This window comes from Flavobacterium hercynium, assembly GCF_002217285.1.
GTDB classification, from domain to species: Bacteria; Bacteroidota; Bacteroidia; order Flavobacteriales; family Flavobacteriaceae; genus Flavobacterium; species Flavobacterium hercynium.
In genome coordinates this window covers 160,687-175,385 of sequence record NZ_MUGW01000002.1, presented here as the reverse complement: position 1 = coordinate 175,385, position 14,699 = coordinate 160,687, and the positions used below count along the sequence as shown (strand labels likewise).

The following is a 14,699-nucleotide window of genomic DNA, read 5'->3' as shown; positions in this document are numbered from 1 at the left end:
CTAACAGTCTAATAATCTAGCAATCTAATAATCTAAAATCTAAAATCAACAATCTAAAATTAAAAAATGTAAATGGGAGCTTTTGTTATTAGCAGGCGATTTAATGATGAATATAAGTTTGTGTTTACTTCTAGAAAAGGGAAAGTGATCTTTACGAGTCTGAGTTATGAATTGAAGTTTGAATGTGAAGAGGAGATTGAGAAATTTAAACTGGCTACAGATCAAGCTCGGTTTTTGAAATTTAAAGGGTCTGGAGGAAAGTATTTTTTTAAATTGATGCTTGGGGAGGTTCATTTTGCAACCAGTCGTAAATACACTACAGAGTTGCTTTTGCAGAAGGGAATAAAAGAAATTGTAACGTATGCTTCCAGGTCTGAGATTCTGGATTTTTCATCTACGGAATCTATTTTTGAAGATGAGGAAGTTGAGGAAGAAGTAGAAGAATAAAAAAAAGCGATCATGTGAATGATCGCTTTTTTTGTGACTAGTCAGTCCTAAAATCGAAACTTTAGGGCATAAAAAAACCATCAAATTGATGGTTTTAAAATTTTTAGAATCTAGGTTCTAATTATTTTTTTACTTCTTCTACTTTAGCAGCAGCAGAATCAACTTTTGCAGCAGCAGAGTCAACAGTTACAGCAGCAGAATCAACTACAGCAGCAGCAGAGTCAACAACAACAGCAGTAGAATCTACAGTTTCAGTAGCTGCAGCGTCAGCTTTTTTACAAGATACAACAGTTAAAACAGCAACAACAGCTAAACTTAAAAATACTTTTTTCATCTTACTTTATTATAAAAGGTTAATTATTAATTCGTGGCAAAGATATAAATTTTTTAATATGTAAAATATTTTTTTACTTTTTTTTTAAATTATTTTCGTTGCTCACGTGTAAGTTAATTATCAAATAATGTGCCACAATGATAATACGGGATTCTTTTGTTATATTTTTTGTGTAAATTATTTTTTGTTGAATATTATGTAAGTGAATTGGGTATTTTAATTTACTTACTTGCTATATGTTTTGTTTTTTGAGCGTAATTTGACCTTTTCGTTCTGATGAAAAAAGATGATTTTGAGTTTTTTTACCTGACAATCGTCTTGAAATGTATGTTTTTTAAGTACGATTATGAATAAACCTGTTGCATAATGGTGTTTGTTGCGCCCTTATTATCCTGTATATAGGACTTACAAATTTGCCCTTTTTCCTGAAGTAAATTTGTGTCTGTAATCAGGAGATCAAGGCTTTCTTTTAGTTCGTCTAAGTTAGAAATCACAGTGCATCCGCCCAATGCAACAAGCTGAACTGCTTCTGCAAAGTTCGAGTAATTAGGGCCAATAACAATTGGAATGCCAAATGTAGCGGGCTCCAGAATATTATGGACTCCCGGGTTTCCAAAACCGCCTCCTACATACGCAATCGTTCCGTAGCTGTAGATTTTGGTTAATAGCCCAACTGTGTCAATAATAAACACATTGTATACTTCTAGGTTTTGGTTTTCTTTCTCAGAAAATAAAATGCTTGATTTTGTAATTTGTGTTTTAAGGTTTGAGATTTGTTCTCCTTTAATATTATGTGGTGCAATAATAAATTTTACATCGTCTGGAGCCTGATTAATATACTCAATTAATAAGGATTCGTCTTTCGGCCATGAACTTCCGATGATAATCGTTGTTTGATTGTTTTTAAAACTTTCGATGTAGTCTAGTGAGTTGTCTCTTTCTAAAATTGCATTTACACGATCAAAACGTGTATCTCCGGAAACAATTACATTGTTGAATCCGAGAGCTTCAATTTTTTGTTTTGAACTTTCATTCTGAAGAAAAAAGTAAGTGAAGGCGTTTAATGCTTTTCGGTAAAAACCGCCGTACCATTTAAAGAACATTTGATTGTCTCTAAATATACCCGATATTAAATAGGTTGGTGTTTTGCTCGTTTCTAATTCTTTTAAATAGTTTAGCCAGAATTCATATTTAATGAAAAAGACAAATTCAGGATGCGCTAGTTTTAGGAATCTTTTTGCATTGCTTTTGGTGTCTAAAGGAAGGTATAAAGTAACGTCTGCAACAGTATTGTTTTTGCGAACTTCATATCCCGAAGGCGAGAAAAAAGTAACGATGATTTTATGCGAAGGATATTTTTCTTTGATTTTTTCGATCACCGGAAGCCCTTGTTCATATTCTCCCAAGGAAGCAGCGTGAAACCAGATTGTTTTGTCTGTGGTTTTTATTTTGTTCTCTAAAATGGTGAAAACATTTTTGCGTCCGTCTACAAAAAGTTTGATTTTCGGGCTGAACAAAGCAACGATTCTTATTAAAAAACCAGCGATGGAAACTACTAAATTGTATAGAAAAAGCATGTTTATAATTTTGGTGCTAAAATACGTTTCTTTGAATTATTTTCATTGGTTTGAAGGGATTAATAACTATTTTTGTTGTGCGTTTTAAAGATTAAGTTCCAAAAACAATTCTTAAGTTTTAAATAAAGAAAGAGAAATGAAAAAAATTCAAATGGTTGACTTAAAGAGTCAATACGAGAAAATAAAATCAACTGTCGATGCTTCAATTCAAGAAGTTTTAGATACCAATACTTATATAAACGGACCTTTAGTACACCAATTTCAAAAGAATCTGGAAGATTATTTAGGTGCAAAACACGTTATTCCTTGTGCGAACGGAACAGATGCGTTGCAAATTGCTATGATGGGATTGGATTTGAAGCCAGGCGATGAGGTGATTACGGCAGATTTTACTTTTGCTGCAACTGTTGAGGTAATTGCTTTACTGCAATTGACTCCGGTTTTAGTAGATGTTGATATGGTAAACATGAATATTGATATCGAGGCAATTAAAAAAGCAATCACGCCAAAAACAAAAGCCATTGTTCCGGTACACTTGTTTGGACGTGCAGCCAATATGGATGCTATTATGGAAATTGCTGCAGAACACAATTTATATGTAATAGAAGATAATGCTCAGGCAATTGGAGCTGATTATGTTTCTAAAACAGGTACAAAAAGTAAAGTTGGGGTAATTGGACATGTAGCTGCAACTTCATTTTTTCCATCTAAAAACTTAGGTTGTTACGGAGATGGAGGAGCAATTTTTACTAACGATGATAAATTAGCGCACATTATTCGCGGAATTGTAAACCACGGAATGTATGAGCGTTACCATCATGATGTTGTAGGTGTGAATTCACGTTTAGATAGTATTCAGGCTGGTGTTTTAAATGCAAAATTACCTTTACTGAATGAATATAATACAGCACGTCGTTTAGCTGCAACAAAATACAATGCTGCTTTTGCGGGACATGCTAACATCATTGTTCCAGAATTTGATGCCAATGAAAATGATCACGTTTTCCACCAATATGTGTTGAGAATTGTAGATGCTGATCGTAATGCTTTGTTGCAGCATTTGCAGGATAAAGCAATTCCATGTGCTATTTACTATCCAATTCCGTTGCACTCTCAAAAAGCGTATGTTGATGTACGTTATAAAGAAGAGCAATTTCCGGTAACCAATCAATTGGTGAAAGAAGTTATTGCGTTGCCAATGCATACAGAATTAGATGATGAGCAAATTAAATTTATTACAGATTCAGTTTTAGAATTTTTAAATAAATAAAAAAATGAAAAGATTTTTCTGTGTTTTAATTTTAGTCGTGTGTTTTCAGTTTTCGGTTTTTGCTCAAAAATCAGATTTAAAGCAAGAAACAGCTGTTGCTAATCGTGTCGAACTTTTGCGCAAAGCAATGATTGATGCCAATGGTAAAGATTTAAAATTATTAACGTCAGAAAATCTGAATTATGTTCATTCCAATGGAAATTACCAAAATCAAGCCGAATTTGTAGAAGGAATCGTTAGCGGTAAATCTGATTTTGTCTCGATTGAATTTCAAAATCAAACGATCACCGTTACTAATGATGTTGCAATAGTGCGACATGTACTGGCTGCTCACACAAAAGATGATGGTATTGATCGTGATATTAAAATAGGAATAATGCTTGTTTGGCAAAAGCAAAAAAACAATTGGATTCTTGTCGCCAGACAAGCGTACAAATTAACTACATAAAAAAACAAACCAAAAAATGAAAGTATTAGTAACAGGAGGATTAGGTTTTATCGGTTCTCACACCGTAGTTGAATTGCAAAATGAAGGCTATGAAGTGGTGATCATCGATAACCTTTCGAATTCTACAGAAGATGTTTTAAAAGGAATTACCAACATTACAGGAAAAACGCCTTTATTCGAAAAATTAGATTTAAGAGAAAAAGCGGCTGTTCAGGATTTCTTTAAAAAACACAATGATGTTACCGGAGTAATTCACTTTGCAGCATCAAAAGCAGTTGGAGAAAGTGTTGAGAATCCGTTACTGTATTATGAAAACAATATTAGCAGTTTAGTGTATCTTTTACAGGAATTACAACAAAAACCGGAGGCAAGTTTTATTTTTAGTTCTTCTTGTACGGTTTATGGTCAGGCAGAAAAAATGCCAATTACAGAAGATGCTCCTGTGCAGGCAGCAATGTCTCCTTACGGAAACACCAAACAAATTGGTGAAGAAATCATTACTGACACTGCGAAAGTAACTAATATTAGTGCTATTTTATTACGTTATTTTAATCCGGTTGGAGCGCATGCTACAACTGAAATTGGAGAATTACCAATTGGAGTACCACAAAATTTAGTGCCTTTTATTACACAAACCGGAGTAGGATTACGTCAGGAATTATCTGTTTTTGGTGATGATTATCCAACGTCAGACGGAACTGCAGTTCGTGATTACATTCACGTAGTTGATTTAGCAAAAGCACACGTTATTGCTTTACAGCGCTTGTTTAATAAAAAGAATTTGCAAAAAGTAGAAACATTTAATTTAGGAACCGGAACAGGAAGTTCTGTACTTGAAGTAATACACAGTTTCGAAAAAGTAAGCGAGAAAAAATTACCTTATAAAATTATGCCACGTCGCGAAGGCGATATCACAGAAGCGTATGCGAATACAGACAAAGCAAATAACGTGCTGGGCTGGAAAGCAGAGTTAAGTTTAGACGAAGCAATGGCAAGTGCCTGGAAATGGGAACAAAAAGTTCGTTCGTAAAATTTATATGAAGATATTTTATACTGTAGAGACGCACAGCAGTGCGTCTCTCGTTTTTATTAAAAAGCCAAAATAACCAAATTATTTTGGCTTTATCTTTTTATGTTATTTCGTAAATTTGTAAGATAAAATTTTATAAGCCATGAATAAGAAAAAAGAAAACAAGGAAAACAATAAGGTTGAAGAGCCAGCCGTAGAATATGAAATTCAAAAACCTCAATTTAAAGGAATAGATCGAGAAACTTTTGATTTTGACGCTGAATTTGCAAAAGGATTAACGCCAGAGGAGTTTAAAGCTGAAATGTCTAAGAGAATAAAAGCGTATCCTTGGAAAAAGTAATTTTTAAAAATGCTGTCCTGGAATATTTTGACGATTTAGTGTTTACTCTTCTAAAAAATGAATATTTTGGTTTTGCTGAATCGGCACAAAATTATGTTGATAAAATAGTGGATTTTATTATTTTAAATATTTCAAATTTTCCAGAAAAGAAAACACCTAAAGCACTTCAATACTTAGGTTTGAATTATATTTTTTATAAACCAAATAACCGAACAACTTGGTATGTCTTTTTTGAAAAAAGAGATCAAAATTATTTAATAACAGGAATTACAAATAATTACTGTTCAGAAGCAAAAGAGTTATAAAAACAAATCCTCATAAACAATTTGTTCATGAGGATTTTTTATTGTGAAGTTTTTTAACTGAGAGTTAAAAAACTGACTACTAAAAATTATGCATTGGCAGTAGCCGCTTCTTTGTCAATTTTATTAATCAGACCAGCTAATACTTTACCAGGACCAACTTCAGTAAACAAAGTAGCGCCGTCAGCGATCATTTGCTGTACCGATTGTGTCCATTTTACAGGAGCAGTCAATTGAATAATTAAGTTCTTTTTTATTTCGTTTGCATCTGAAACAGCATTTGCTGTAACATTTTGGTAAACCGGACAGATAGGAGTAGAGAATGAAGTTGCTTCAATAGCAGCTGCTAATTCCTCTCTTGCCGGTTCCATCATAGGAGAGTGAAAAGCTCCTCCAACAGGTAAAAGCAAAGCACGTTTTGCTCCGGCCGCTTTCATAGCTTCACAAGCTTTTTCAACAGCAGAAGTTTCACCTGAAATTACCAATTGTCCAGGGCAGTTATAATTCGCAGCCACTACAACTCCGTCGATAGAAGCACAAACTTCTTCTACGATATTATCAGCTAAGCCTAAAACAGCGGCCATTGTAGAAGGTTTGATTTCGCATGCCTTTTGCATTGCTAAAGCACGTTGAGAAACCAATTTTAATCCGTCTTCAAAAGATAAAGCGCCATTAGCAACCAAAGCAGAGAATTCTCCTAAAGAATGTCCTGCAACCATTTCCGGTTTAAAATCGTCGCCTAAAGTTTTTGCTAAAATAACCGAATGTAAAAAAACAGCAGGCTGTGTAACCTTAGTTTCTTTTAGTTCTTCGGCAGTACCTTCGAACATGATATCTGTAATTCTAAAACCTAAAATTTCGTTAGCTTTTTCGAATAATTCTTTGGCTAGAGCCGAGTTTTCATAAAGGTCTTTGCCCATTCCTGTGAATTGTGCCCCCTGACCCGGAAATACATATGCTTTCATTTGTCTAGTTTGTTTTTTATTTTTTTTTGAATTGAAACTACTTTTCAATTGAAAGACAAAAATAGCATTTTTTTAGCTCGTATAATCCTTAAACATGTAAATCCATACCAATCTCGAAAATCTTAGATTGAAAGAGGTGAGTAAAGTAATCACAACGGCAATGATTGGAATAATTCTTAAATCGAAATTTTTCTCAAAGAAATACTGAGCAATACAAAAGGTTGCGATTCCCTGAGCGACTGTTAATCCGTAGTTTACATACATAGCGCCAAAGAAATAACCAGGCTCTTTTTGAAACTTGTAATTACAGTGACTGCAGTATTCGTTCATTTTTGGCAAACCAAAATTCAGGAAAATATTTTTGTCTGTAAATACTTTTCCGGTGTGACAAACAGGACATTCGTTTTTTAAAATATGGGTTAATGCGCTTGACATGACTTTGTTGTTTTTTATTTATACAAAGGTAATTTGGAATGACTTAAAAGTCTTTTTTATATCTTCGCTTATTATAGCACAATAAAGACATTTGTATAACATCGCCTGCCTTAAATGACTTTGTAAACGAAAAAGGTGATTGGGCGATCCCATATAGGACTAATAAAAAATAAATTCTACAGATATGAAAAAGTATCCCGTTTATAGTGTTCAGAATTTTAGTTGTAACGATGTGCATCGTGATTTTTACGTAAATACATTTACAGAACATTTAAAAAGTCACAGTTTTGTAGAAGAACCACATCGGCATGATTCCTATTTGATGGTATTTTTTACCAATGGTTCCGGACAGCATGAAGTTGATTTTGATCAATTTGAAATTAAAAAAGGCAGCTTGTTTGTTTTGCAGCCCGGACAAATGCACCATTGGAGTTTGTCTGAAGATATTGAAGGCTTTGTGATTATTTTTTCGCAGGAACTTTATAATTTATACTTCGGACAGAAAAACATCAACGAGTATAATTTTTATCATTCTATACACAATCGTCCCGAAATGGTTTTTGAAGAAAATCAGATTCCTAAAATCCTGCCTTATTTTAATTTACTGATTGAAGAAAATAACCAAGAGCAAAAACATCAATTGGATAAAATGCTGAATTTGCTGGATTGTATTCATATTGAGATCGCGCGCAAGTACAGCGAAACATACTCGCATCAGACACATTCTTATAATGTTAAAATCAATACGTTTGAGTTGCTTTTGGAGCGCTATTTCAGAGAAGAAAAACTGCCTTCCTTTTATGCAGAAAAATTAAATATTACGTTGAAACATTTAAATCGTATTTGCAATGAAATTTTACAAAAAACAGCAACAGAAGTCATTACAGATCGGGTTATTTTGGAGATAAAACGAATGTTGATCGACAAACAATTAGCCGTAAACGAAATTGCTTTCAAAGTGGGTTATGAAGATTACTCGTATTTTTCCAGATTTTTTAAAAAACAAACCGGATCATCGCCAACTGAATTTAGAAATACGTTACGATGAGTTTTTTAGCCAAGAATTCATTAATGGGAAAATAATTCATGAATTCGTGGCTATTTTTATAGCAACAAAAAAACGCCTGTACTTGAAAAAGCACAGGCGTTTTTAACCAACCAAATTAAAACCTAAATTATTAAAGAATTACGCTTGTTTTACGAATTGTAATTCAATGTTTAAACGAACTTCTTCGCCTACTAAAACACCACCAGTTTCAAGAGCAGAGTTCCAGTTTAATCCCCAATCTTTACGGTTTATTTTTCCTTCGATGCTTAAACCTACTTTTGTATTTCCCCATGGATCAGTCATGATTCCGCTAAATTCTACTGGAAATTTTACTGATTTTGAAACACCTTTGATTGTTAAATCACCAGTTAATTCATAATCACCAGCATCAACTTTTTTGAAAGACGAAGCTTTGAAAGTCAATTTTGGATTGTTTTCTACATCAAAGAAATCAGCACTTCTTAAGTGACCATCTCTGTCTGCATTTGCAGTGTCAATAGAAGCGATATCGCCAGAAAACTCAATAGCAGCATTTTCGAAACTATCTCCGTCTGTAGTAATTGTTGCATCGTAAGTTCCAAATTTTCCTGAAACATTTGTAAACATCATGTGTTTAACTTTAAAACCAATTTCTGAATGTGTTGGGTCAATTGACCATTTTGTAGTTGACATAATTTTATTTTTTAAATATTAATTTCATTTTGATAAGACAAAGTTACGGAGTGCGTAAGCTTTGGGCACTTAACCTAGATTAAGAAATGCGAATGCTCTGATTTTCTGTTTTTAATTTCAGAATTAATAATTCATCGGAATATCCATTAAAAGTATTTCGGCTTCCGTATTTGCTGTAATGTTCAAAGTTTCAAAATCTGAAATTCCCATTGCATCGCGGGTATTCAATTCTTGTCCGTTGATCGTTACGTTTCCTTTTAAGATAAAAGCATACACACCGTTTCCTTCTTTTTTTAAGTTATAAGTTGTAGAAGTTCCAGCGTCAAAATTCCCCATATTAAACCATGCATCCTGGTGAATCCAAACACCTTCATCATCTGCATTAGGCGATAATATTTGTGAAAATTTATTGTGTCTGTCTGCAACGTCTAAAGTGATTTGCTGATAACGAGGTGCTACATTTCTTTTGTTTGGAAACAACCAGATTTGCAACAATTTAGTTTGCTGATCTTCATTTGGGTTAAATTCGCTATGTTGTACACCAGTTCCGGCACTCATAACCTGAATATCACCATTTTTGATAATTTCAGTATTTCCCATGCTGTCTTTGTGTGCTAAATCACCTTCTAGTGGAATCGTAATGATTTCCATATTATCGTGAGGATGCGTTCCGAATCCCATTCCGGCAGCAATCGTATCGTCATTTAAAACGCGAAGAGCTCCAAATTGAATTCTATCCGGATTGTACCAGCTTGCAAAACTAAAACTATGATAAGCATTAAGCCATCCGTGATTTGCATTTCCTCTTGTTTCTCCTTTGTGTAAAACTATATTTTCCATGATGTCTATGTGTTTTGTTTTTATTATGGTACAAATTTACCACCAACATAAACGAAACGCACTTAACCTAGATTAAGTTTTTTTCAAAGGTTCTGAGGTTCTGAGGTTCTGAGTTGCAAAGGTTCAGAGGTTTTTTTTAGGATGTTTTTTAACGTAGAGACGCACAGCAGTGCGTCTTTTTAGGTATGTTGTAAAATCTAAGAAATCTAGCGTCTAAGAAGTCTAACAATCCAAACATCCAACAATCTAAAAAATCCAACAATCAGCTATACTTAGCAATAAACTGCTGTACAACCGCATCGGTATTTTCGTGTCGTTTTTTTTGTTCGAGTGCGATAGGCGGAGCAGCTCTTTCGAGGCAATCTTGTACGGCGCAGGTTTCGCAGGTAACGCCTACGATTCGTTTTACAAGAGGTTTTCCTTCAATGAATTTGAATTTCTTTTTCATTGCCGGCGTGATCAAAATTCCAACCGAAATACTACGGATATTGTGGTGTACAAAAGGATCCTGAGTAGCTGAAGAAAAAACTAGATATTCATTTCCGCTATTGGCATAACTCGAAATCTGAGCATCAAAAAAGTGCGGTTTGTTTTGTTTTATGGCCTCGTCGATAGTTTTTACAGAAACCCAGCGTCTGCAATAATGCTCGTTGGTTTCGTTGGCGTGTGGTTCCTGTTGGTTGGTGATGTGTAATTCTTTTTTAATTTGATAAACATCAGAACCAACTTGATGCGAAAGTCGGAGAAAGAATAAATTTTTTAAATGAAAATCTTTCGGTAGTAAGTTGGTTAATCTCTGATAAAAAGATTCCGGTGAAACCTCAAAACTTTCAATAAGAGCAACAAATTCTTCCGGATTAGGTTTTTCGTTATGCAAAAAACTATTGATTTTGTCTACAACCAATTGGCGTGGAAGCAATAAAGCTCCCGCAAAATACGAAGCGTAGAAGTTGTGCAGCACCTGATCGAAATTATCAAACTTAATCCAGCTGAAAGTCAGCAGGCGATCTGATAAATTAAGATAGTTGTATGCAATTTCTTTGGCTAATATAAAAGCCCTTTGGGGAGTGTCAATTTCCGTAGAAAGTAATAATGTCTTGCTTTTAGGAACGTAAATCGAGCGTAGATCGCCCAATGCTTCCTGATCAGTAAAAGCGATTTCTTCGATTTTGTATTCGTATTCTTCCGTTAAAATGGCTTGTAATTCCTCGATACTGATTTTAGAGTCCAGATTAATCTGAAATGACTTGGAAAATTCAATCACTTTGTTTTCCAAATCTTCAAAGTAATTGCTGTGTGCTTCCTGATACGAACGCAAAGCAGCTAAGAAAAAACTTTCTCGGCTAAGATTGTAATGCTGGGCAATTTCGATTATGGTGCTGATAAAAGCATTGACTTTGGCAGGAGCGTTGGCAATAATATCAATTAAATCAGCTTCCTGGATGCCAAAAAGTTCAAGCGGAATCTCTTTTAAAATTCCTGATTTTAGAATTTCTCCAATCGGAGCAAGATTGTTATCGAGTTTTAGCGATACCATTTGGTCGTAACTCACGTCCAGATGCTCGCATAAAAGTAAAATTTTATCTGTTTTTGGATATTTCTTTCCTTTTTCGATTTCGTTCAAATACGATTTAGAAAGATTAGTAAGCTTAGCCAATCCAAAAAGAGAAAGATTCTTTTGGGTGCGGACTTGCTTTAATTTCAGGCCAAAAATCAGTTTTATATAGTCTTTTTCGATATCCATAATATCAAATGTAGTTATTATAAAAATAATCGCCAAAAAAATATTTTACACATTTAGCGAACGTTCGCTTGTTTTGTAAAAAACTTTTTCCTAACATTGTAGTGTGAAACTAGTTAACTATTAATTACTTATAAGTGTAATGTCTTTTTTAGATATAAAAGCAATGTCTTTAAAACATAAAGTATTGATCAAAAATAAAATCTGCAGCTATGAAAAACCAATTAGAGATTACCGAAACGGCAATGGAATTTTTAGCCGAAAAGAACCTTTCTTATCCAACAATCTGGACAGAAGAAGCAGTTGCTTTTATAAGCGATTTACATCGCAAATTTGATTCGCAGCGAAAATTATTGTTGTTGCAACGCGAACAAAAACAGCTAACTTTTGATCAAGGCGTCATGCCGTCTTTTCCTGCCGAAACCAAAGCTGTTAGAGAAGGTAATTGGACAGCAGGTGAAATTCCGAAAGATTTGCTGGATCGTAGAGTAGAGGTTACTGGACCTGTTGACCGTAAGATGATTATCAATGCTTTAAATTCAGGTGCAAAAACATTTATGGCAGATTTTGAAGACAGTACTTCACCAACCTGGCAAAATTTAATGGAAGGACAACTCAACTTAATTGATGCTGTAAACAAAACAATTTCCTATACTGATACCGTTAAAAACAAAAGCTATCAGCTAAATGAAAAATTAGCGACTTTAATAGTTCGTCCACGTGGATTGCATTTGACAGAGAAACACTTGGCTGTTGAGGGGAATCCTGTTTCGGGTTCATTAGTCGATTTCGGATTGTATGTTTTTCACAATCACAAGTCATTATTGGAGCGTGGTTCCGGACCTTACTTTTACATTCCAAAATTGGAACATTATCTGGAGGCAAGATGGTGGAATACGGTAATCGATTTTACCGAAGATTATTTGAAACTGAAACGAGGTACCATAAAAGTGACGGTTTTGATAGAAACCATTACAGCAAGTTTTCAATTAGATGAAATAATATATGAATTGAAGGAGCATATCGTAGGATTGAATTGTGGGCGTTGGGATTATATTTTTTCTTATATCAAGAAATTCCGAAAAAATCCAAAGTTCATCGTGCCGGATCGCGATCAGGTAAATATGACGTCACCTTTTATGGATGCTTATTCAAATCTGGTGATTCAGCGATGTCATAAACGCGGTATTCATGCTATTGGCGGTATGGCAGCACAAATTCCAATTAAAAACAATGAAGAAGCCAATGCTATTGCTTTCGCAAAAGTAAAAACAGATAAAGAACGTGAAGTTCGAAATGGTCATGACGGAACCTGGGTAGCACATCCTGATTTGGTTGCACTGGCTAAGAATGTTTTTGATGCCGGAATGCCAGGTCCGAATCAGATTCATGTTAAAAGAGAATACCGTAAAATCACAGAGGCAGATCTGATTGAACCACCAATCGGAATTATTACAGAGACTGGTGTTCGTAAAAACATCAATATTGCGGTATTGTATCTGGCTTCTTGGTTAAACGGACAAGGTGCAGCTGCTTTGCACAATTTAATGGAAGATGCAGCAACTGCCGAAATATCGAGATCGCAATTGTGGCAATGGCTACAGAATAAAGTGGTTTTGGATACCGGTAAAAAATTAGATCTCGCTCATTATCACGAATTGACTTTAGATGAATTTGAGAAAATTAAAAATGAATTGGGCGAAGAAATTTACGAAAAAAGACAATTTCCGCTAGCAGAAAAAGTGCTGGAAAGGCTAGTTGTAAATGCTGATTTCGTTGACTTTCTAACGATTCCGTGTTACAAATACCTTTGATCAATTAAAAATTAAAAATTAAAAATCTGGCGTTATCTGTAATACTTTCTAAATCCGCGTGAAAAAACATTTTTAATTTTTAATTCTCAATTTTTAATTGATTTAATAAAAAGCTTTACTAACCAACTTAACTATATTATTTATGAAAACTACAGAAGACAGAATTCAGGAATTGATTAACGATTGGATTACAAACCTAAGATGGAAAGGAGTTGAACGTCCGTACACGGCTACAGAGGTAATTACGCTTCAGGGTTCGTATCATATTGAGCATTCTATTGCCAAAATGGGAGCGCAAAAATTATGGAGCAAGTTAAAAAATCAGGATTATGTTGCGGGTTTGGGCGCATTAACCGGAAATCAGGCTATTCAGGAAGTCGATGCGGGCTTAGAAGCTATTTATTTGAGTGGCTGGCAAGTAGCTGCCGATGCTAATTTGGCGGGAGAAATGTATCCTGATCAATCGCTATACCCGGTAAACAGCGTGCCAATGGTAGTAAAAAAAATAAACAGTGCCTTATTACGTGCTGATCAGATTCAGGTAGTAAATGAGGTAGAAGATAAAAAAGATTATCTGGTTCCGATTGTAGCTGATGCAGAAGCAGGTTTTGGGGGAAATCTGAATGCTTTTGAATTAATGAAATCGATGATCGAGGCCGGAGCGTCTGGAGTTCATTTTGAGGATCAATTAAGTTCGGCTAAAAAATGCGGGCACTTAGGAGGTAAAGTTCTGGTGCCCACTCAGGAAGCGATAAACAAATTGATTGCGGCTCGTTTAGCAGCAGATGTAATGGGAGTTTCGACTTTGATTGTGGCAAGAACAGATGCTGACGCTGCAAATTTACTGACCAGCGATGCTGATCCGCGTGATGCTAAATTTATTACTGGTGAGAAAACCAATGAAGGCTTTTTTTATGTAAAAAATGGTATTGACCAAGGGATTGCAAGAGGATTGAGCTACGCACCTTATGCTGATTTGATTTGGATGGAAACCAGTAATCCTGATTTGGTATATGCTAAAAAATTTGCTGATGCAATGAAAAAGGAATTTCCTGATAAAATGCTGGCGTACAATTGTTCTCCTTCTTTTAACTGGGCTGCAAAGTTATCAGTAGCTGAGATGGAAACGTTTAGAGAAGATCTTGCTGCAATGGGATATAAATTTCAGTTTATTACACTTGCAGGATTCCATGCTTTAAATACAAGTATGTTCGAATTGTCTAAGGCCTATAAAGAACGCGGAATGGCAGGCTACTCTGAATTGCAGGAACGAGAATTTGCTTTACAGCAAAGCGGATTCAGAGCTGTAAAACATCAGGCATTTGTGGGAACTTCTTATTTTGATGCCGTTCAGAATACGGTTACGATAGGAAGATCTTCAACTACCGCAATGAAACATTCTACAGAGGTTGAGCAATTTTAATTCAAAAGAAAAC

16 protein-coding genes are annotated in these 14,699 nt (G+C 34.8%); 9 read left to right on the top strand and 7 right to left on the bottom strand.

Annotation, left to right across the window (positions count from 1 at the left end; all coding sequences use genetic code 11):
- Positions 1–72: 72 nt before the first annotated feature.
- Entirely contained in the window at positions 73–447 is a 375-nt protein-coding gene (locus B0A66_RS01095) for a DUF1508 domain-containing protein (RefSeq protein ID WP_089047999.1), read from the top strand.
- Between the two features lie 121 nt (positions 448–568).
- On the opposite strand, the gene B0A66_RS01090 is transcribed toward B0A66_RS01095, so the two are convergent.
- Both B0A66_RS01090 and B0A66_RS01085 read right to left on the bottom strand, forming a co-directional pair.
- Positions 569–781: a PG1828 family lipoprotein gene (locus B0A66_RS01090; protein WP_089047998.1), complete on the bottom strand. Its 213-nt coding sequence runs from the start codon at positions 779–781 to the stop codon at positions 569–571.
- Between the two features lie 344 nt (positions 782–1,125).
- Positions 1,126–2,358 carry a 3-deoxy-D-manno-octulosonic acid transferase gene (locus tag B0A66_RS01085; RefSeq protein WP_089047997.1) on the bottom strand — a complete coding sequence of 411 codons (1,233 nt, stop codon included), beginning with the start codon at positions 2,356–2,358 and terminating at the stop codon, positions 1,126–1,128.
- 136 nt (positions 2,359–2,494) lie between these two features.
- On the opposite strand from B0A66_RS01085, the gene B0A66_RS01080 reads away from it, so the two are divergent.
- The 5 genes from B0A66_RS01080 to B0A66_RS01060 all read left to right on the top strand — a co-directional run bounded on the left by B0A66_RS01080 (position 2,495) and on the right by B0A66_RS01060 (position 5,751).
- Positions 2,495–3,628, top strand: a complete 1,134-nt coding sequence (locus tag B0A66_RS01080) for a DegT/DnrJ/EryC1/StrS family aminotransferase (protein WP_089047996.1) — start codon at positions 2,495–2,497, stop codon at positions 3,626–3,628.
- 4 nt (positions 3,629–3,632) lie between these two features.
- Positions 3,633–4,076, top strand: a complete 444-nt coding sequence (locus B0A66_RS01075; RefSeq protein ID WP_089047995.1) for a nuclear transport factor 2 family protein — start codon at positions 3,633–3,635, stop codon at positions 4,074–4,076.
- Between the two features lie 16 nt (positions 4,077–4,092).
- On the top strand, positions 4,093–5,106 hold the full coding sequence (galE, locus tag B0A66_RS01070) for a UDP-glucose 4-epimerase GalE (protein ID WP_089047994.1): 1,014 nt from the start codon (positions 4,093–4,095) through the stop codon (positions 5,104–5,106).
- A gap of 142 nt (positions 5,107–5,248) precedes the next feature.
- Positions 5,249–5,446, top strand: coding sequence for a hypothetical protein (locus B0A66_RS01065; protein WP_089047993.1), 198 nt, complete (start codon positions 5,249–5,251; stop codon positions 5,444–5,446).
- Complete coding sequence (locus tag B0A66_RS01060) at positions 5,434–5,751, top strand: hypothetical protein (protein WP_089047992.1); 318 nt, start codon at positions 5,434–5,436, stop codon at positions 5,749–5,751. The genes B0A66_RS01065 and B0A66_RS01060 overlap by 13 nt, the downstream gene beginning before the upstream one ends.
- Before the next feature lie 86 nt (positions 5,752–5,837).
- On the opposite strand, the gene fabD is transcribed toward B0A66_RS01060, so the two are convergent.
- Together fabD and B0A66_RS01050 are read right to left on the bottom strand one after the other, a co-directional pair.
- Positions 5,838–6,713, bottom strand: a complete 876-nt coding sequence (gene fabD, locus B0A66_RS01055; protein ID WP_089048144.1) for an ACP S-malonyltransferase — start codon at positions 6,711–6,713, stop codon at positions 5,838–5,840.
- Between the two features lie 72 nt (positions 6,714–6,785).
- On the bottom strand, positions 6,786–7,148 hold the full coding sequence (locus tag B0A66_RS01050) for a DUF983 domain-containing protein (protein ID WP_089047991.1): 363 nt from the start codon (positions 7,146–7,148) through the stop codon (positions 6,786–6,788).
- A 184-nt stretch (positions 7,149–7,332) separates the two neighbouring features.
- On the opposite strand from B0A66_RS01050, the gene B0A66_RS01045 reads away from it, so the two are divergent.
- Positions 7,333–8,196 (top strand): helix-turn-helix domain-containing protein, encoded by an 864-nt coding sequence (locus B0A66_RS01045; RefSeq protein ID WP_089047990.1) that lies wholly within the window; start codon positions 7,333–7,335, stop codon positions 8,194–8,196.
- A gap of 138 nt (positions 8,197–8,334) precedes the next feature.
- On the opposite strand, the gene B0A66_RS01040 is transcribed toward B0A66_RS01045, so the two are convergent.
- The 3 genes from B0A66_RS01040 to B0A66_RS01030 form a co-directional block, all read right to left on the bottom strand.
- On the bottom strand, positions 8,335–8,868 hold the full coding sequence (locus B0A66_RS01040) for a YceI family protein (protein WP_089047989.1): 534 nt from the start codon (positions 8,866–8,868) through the stop codon (positions 8,335–8,337).
- Positions 8,869–8,991: 123 nt separating this feature from the next.
- Positions 8,992–9,708: a pirin family protein gene (locus B0A66_RS01035; protein ID WP_089047988.1), complete on the bottom strand. Its 717-nt coding sequence runs from the start codon at positions 9,706–9,708 to the stop codon at positions 8,992–8,994.
- A gap of 262 nt (positions 9,709–9,970) precedes the next feature.
- The gene (locus B0A66_RS01030; RefSeq protein ID WP_089047987.1) at positions 9,971–11,452 is read right to left on the bottom strand and encodes a helix-turn-helix domain-containing protein; all 1,482 of its coding nucleotides are present in this window, start codon (positions 11,450–11,452) and stop codon (positions 9,971–9,973) included.
- 209 nt (positions 11,453–11,661) lie between these two features.
- On the opposite strand from B0A66_RS01030, the gene aceB reads away from it, so the two are divergent.
- Positions 11,662–13,263, top strand: a complete 1,602-nt coding sequence (gene aceB / locus B0A66_RS01025) for a malate synthase A (protein WP_089047986.1) — start codon at positions 11,662–11,664, stop codon at positions 13,261–13,263.
- A gap of 142 nt (positions 13,264–13,405) precedes the next feature.
- A complete protein-coding gene (gene aceA / locus B0A66_RS01020; protein ID WP_089047985.1) occupies positions 13,406–14,686 on the top strand; it encodes an isocitrate lyase in 1,281 nt (426 codons plus the stop codon).
- Positions 14,687–14,699 lie beyond the last annotated feature (13 nt).

Bases quoted from the DNA above. Each gene is read 5' to 3' on its own strand.
- fabD (WP_089048144.1), bottom strand. From the start codon at position 6,713: ATGAAAGCATATGTATTTCCGGGTCAGGGGGCACAATTCACAGGAATG.
- B0A66_RS01085 (WP_089047997.1), bottom strand. From the start codon at position 2,358: ATGCTTTTTCTATACAATTTAGTAGTTTCCATCGCTGGTTTTTTAATA.
- B0A66_RS01080 (WP_089047996.1), top strand. From the start codon at position 2,495: ATGAAAAAAATTCAAATGGTTGACTTAAAGAGTCAATACGAGAAAATA.
- B0A66_RS01035 (WP_089047988.1), bottom strand. From the start codon at position 9,708: ATGGAAAATATAGTTTTACACAAAGGAGAAACAAGAGGAAATGCAAAT.
- B0A66_RS01090 (WP_089047998.1), bottom strand. From the start codon at position 781: ATGAAAAAAGTATTTTTAAGTTTAGCTGTTGTTGCTGTTTTAACTGTT.
- aceB (WP_089047986.1), top strand. From the start codon at position 11,662: ATGAAAAACCAATTAGAGATTACCGAAACGGCAATGGAATTTTTAGCC.
- aceA (WP_089047985.1), top strand. From the start codon at position 13,406: ATGAAAACTACAGAAGACAGAATTCAGGAATTGATTAACGATTGGATT.
- B0A66_RS01040 (WP_089047989.1), bottom strand. From the start codon at position 8,868: ATGTCAACTACAAAATGGTCAATTGACCCAACACATTCAGAAATTGGT.
- B0A66_RS01045 (WP_089047990.1), top strand. From the start codon at position 7,333: ATGAAAAAGTATCCCGTTTATAGTGTTCAGAATTTTAGTTGTAACGAT.
- B0A66_RS01030 (WP_089047987.1), bottom strand. From the start codon at position 11,452: ATGGATATCGAAAAAGACTATATAAAACTGATTTTTGGCCTGAAATTA.
- B0A66_RS01075 (WP_089047995.1), top strand. From the start codon at position 3,633: ATGAAAAGATTTTTCTGTGTTTTAATTTTAGTCGTGTGTTTTCAGTTT.
- B0A66_RS01065 (WP_089047993.1), top strand. From the start codon at position 5,249: ATGAATAAGAAAAAAGAAAACAAGGAAAACAATAAGGTTGAAGAGCCA.
- galE (WP_089047994.1), top strand. From the start codon at position 4,093: ATGAAAGTATTAGTAACAGGAGGATTAGGTTTTATCGGTTCTCACACC.
- B0A66_RS01095 (WP_089047999.1), top strand. From the start codon at position 73: ATGGGAGCTTTTGTTATTAGCAGGCGATTTAATGATGAATATAAGTTT.
- B0A66_RS01050 (WP_089047991.1), bottom strand. From the start codon at position 7,148: ATGTCAAGCGCATTAACCCATATTTTAAAAAACGAATGTCCTGTTTGT.